Raw genomic sequence first — 2,703 nt, 5'->3', positions numbered from 1 at the left:
TATCTATACACCTGATGTTGAAGGATCCAGGTCTATCAATGAAGTAAACAGCCGTGCTATTATCATTGCAGGAAGCGGTATGTGTACGGGTGGAAGAATCATACACCATTTTAAAAATCGTCTTTGGAACCCTAAAAATGCCGTGATATTTGTAGGGTATCAGGCGGTTGGTACTTTGGGACGTCACATTGTTGACGGTGCACGTTGGGTCAAGATCTTTCATGAAGATATACTTATCAAAGCAAACATACATACGATCAATGGATTTTCTGCTCATGCTGATCAAAATGGTATTATCAAATGGATATCACAAATGGAAGATCTATACCGTGTATACCTTATTCATGGAGAAGAAGATAAGCAGGTCATCTTACGCAGTGTGATAGAAAATGCTTTGGGTAAAAAAGCCCATATAGTTGAACCGGAAGAGGTGATATATCTTGGGTAGTTGAGGAGAATTCTACCCCTGCTCATTCATGAACCAGGGGTAAGTTAGAGGTCTATTTTTTCTTTTTCTTGCTCTTTTTTTCTGCTTTTTCTTTTTTCTTATAGTCTTTGATATGCTTTTTGATCTCTTGCTTTAACTCTTTTTTGAATCTGCTGTCCATCTCTTTTTTGACGATCTTTTTAACTTGTTTCTTTTTGATCATTTTCAATCCTTTTAAGTTTAATATTTTAAGGTTACTACCTATCTATATGATAGAACAAAAAGACTTTGATCTCTATAAAGTCTTCCTGTCTCTAAAAAGGGATTATTTGGGTGCCTTTAAATGTAAAATGAGATATCCTACGATGGCTGAGAGGAAGGAGCCAACTAGAATCGCAAGTTTATCAGCATAATGGTAGATCTGTGTATCATTATACGCCAGTGTGTCTACAAAGAGACTCATCGTAAAACCTATCCCTGTCAAGATACTGACACCATAAAGTAAGATCCAGTTGCTATCTTTTGGTAAAGAGGCCCATCCCATTTTTATGGCTATCCAGGAGAAACCAAAGACACCTACCTGTTTACCAACAAAGAGTCCAAGCATGATACCCATAGGGACAGGACCTGCCATCTCCTCTATGGAGATTCCCTTAAGGTCTACACCGGCATTGACTAAAGCAAAAAGAGGCAAGATCATAAATGCAACCCATTTGTGAAGATCATGCTCCATCTCTTTTGTCATGGAGAATGTGTTTCCTTCTTTATCTTTGGAAGAGATAGGGATCATAAAGGCAAGTGCTACTCCTGCTAGTGTCGCATGCACCCCAGACTTCAGTACAGAAACCCATAGAATAATTCCTACGACGATATAGGCTGATTTTATGGCAACATCCATACGGTTCATGATAAATAATACCAGAAGAGATATCCCAGCTATGATAATAGATATGGTAGAAAGCTCACTGGTATAAAAGAATGCGATGATCAAAATGGCACCTAAGTCATCAATAATAGCCAATGCCATCAAAAATATTTTCAAGGAGGCTGGTACGCGGTTACCTAGTAAAGAGAGAATACCCAATGCAAATGCAATATCTGTAGCCGTAGGGATAGCCCAACCGTTCATAGAAAACTCTTCCCCTTTGTTAAAAGCGATGAAAACCAAAGCAGGTACAACCATACCTCCAATAGCAGCTATACCGGGAAGGGTGATCTGAGAGAGAGAAGAGAGATGCCCCTCTTTTACTTCACGTTTAACTTCAAGGCCGATGACAAAGAAGAAAACTGCCATAAGCCCATCATTGACCCACAGAAGGAGAGGTTTAGCTATCTGCAGATCTCCAAAACGTATTTCAACAGGTGTATGTAAAAAACTTGTATAGAAATCATGCATAAAAGTATTTTCTAAAAACAATGCTAAAATAGTAACGATGATCAGTAGAATTCCAGGAGTTGATTCTTTTTTGATGAAATCCTGGAAAAATTGTGTAGACATAACTCTATCCTTAGGTTTTCTAGTATGGTGATTATCTCATAGCTATACTTAATGGATATTGACAATATCTGCAGATTGGATAAAATACAAAACAAAGGATATGAATATGAAAAATAAAATTGAAGAAGTAATCACGCAAGTAGAAGGATCAGAAAGAATATCTGTCGAGAGTAAACCACTGATCTTGGAAAAACTTCAAGAGTGGAAGAGTGAAGAGAAAGTGGTCAATGACGTTGCTGTACGATTTGAAAACTGGTGGATGGAAATGGAACCTATATTTGCTGAACTTGGCTGGATATAATATTTGGAATTATATACACAATATATCTATGAGAAAAGTTGGCAAAAAACTACTTATAAAGATGCTTTACGTATGATAGAAGAGGAGATGCCTGAGACAGATAATGACGGTACGCTGAAATATATTCTTTCTCAGGTCGAAAAAGGTAAAATTATTACCTTGGGAGAGTGTCGTTTTAGTTCTAAAAAGAGATAGCATTTTGTTCACAATTAATGCAACGTTAAAATATATACTTATCCAAGAAGTATATTACTCATCTTGAAAGGGAAATATATGAAAGATTTTATGGGAGAGGTTGCTGTACTTCTGTCTTATCCTAGAAACCTTATTCTTTTAATTTTGCGTTTGGTGATAGCATACGGTTTTTCTATGCCTGCACTACTGAAAGTGAATTATTTAAAAGAGACTGCAACATGGTTTGAAAATGTTTCCATACCATTTCCAACATTAGCTACCTATCTTGTATCCGGTATAGAG

The 2,703-nt window shown here is 36.9% G+C and carries 6 protein-coding genes; 4 read left to right on the top strand and 2 right to left on the bottom strand.

Annotated elements, in window-relative coordinates; translation table 11 throughout:
* Positions 1-448, top strand: a 448-nt coding sequence (locus WBM70_RS07070) for an MBL fold metallo-hydrolase RNA specificity domain-containing protein (protein ID WP_424557798.1), incomplete at its 5' end; no start/stop codon positions are given.
* A 52-nt stretch (positions 449-500) separates the two neighbouring features.
* Here WBM70_RS07070 and WBM70_RS07065 read toward each other — a convergent pair.
* Both WBM70_RS07065 and nhaA read right to left on the bottom strand, forming a co-directional pair.
* Positions 501-650: a hypothetical protein gene (locus WBM70_RS07065; RefSeq protein WP_424557797.1), complete on the bottom strand. Its 150-nt coding sequence runs from the start codon at positions 648-650 to the stop codon at positions 501-503.
* Between the two features lie 102 nt (positions 651-752).
* Positions 753-1,925 (bottom strand): Na+/H+ antiporter NhaA, encoded by a 1,173-nt coding sequence (nhaA, locus tag WBM70_RS07060; protein ID WP_424557796.1) that lies wholly within the window; start codon positions 1,923-1,925, stop codon positions 753-755.
* A 106-nt stretch (positions 1,926-2,031) separates the two neighbouring features.
* On the opposite strand from nhaA, the gene WBM70_RS07055 reads away from it, so the two are divergent.
* The 3 genes from WBM70_RS07055 to WBM70_RS07045 form a co-directional block, all read left to right on the top strand.
* Entirely contained in the window at positions 2,032-2,226 is a 195-nt protein-coding gene (locus WBM70_RS07055; RefSeq protein ID WP_424557795.1) for a hypothetical protein, read from the top strand.
* A gap of 3 nt (positions 2,227-2,229) precedes the next feature.
* Positions 2,230-2,421, top strand: coding sequence for a hypothetical protein (locus WBM70_RS07050; RefSeq protein WP_424557794.1), 192 nt, complete (start codon positions 2,230-2,232; stop codon positions 2,419-2,421).
* A 78-nt stretch (positions 2,422-2,499) separates the two neighbouring features.
* A partial coding sequence (locus WBM70_RS07045; RefSeq protein WP_424557793.1) for a DoxX family membrane protein occupies positions 2,500-2,703 on the top strand: 204 nt, incomplete at its 3' end.

It is taken from the genome of Sulfurovum sp. (genome assembly GCF_049668085.1).
Classification (GTDB): Bacteria; Campylobacterota; Campylobacteria; order Campylobacterales; family Sulfurovaceae; genus Sulfurovum.
Note: the sequence above shows the minus strand (reverse complement) of the source record. Positions and strands in the feature narration are given on the sequence as shown.

What these genes read in the sequence shown, in the direction of transcription:
- nhaA (WP_424557796.1), bottom strand. Translation starts at nt 1,925, where the DNA reads ATGTCTACACAATTTTTCCAGGATTTCATCAAAAAAGAATCAACTCCT.
- WBM70_RS07055 (WP_424557795.1), top strand. Translation starts at nt 2,032, where the DNA reads ATGAAAAATAAAATTGAAGAAGTAATCACGCAAGTAGAAGGATCAGAA.
- WBM70_RS07065 (WP_424557797.1), bottom strand. Translation starts at nt 650, where the DNA reads ATGATCAAAAAGAAACAAGTTAAAAAGATCGTCAAAAAAGAGATGGAC.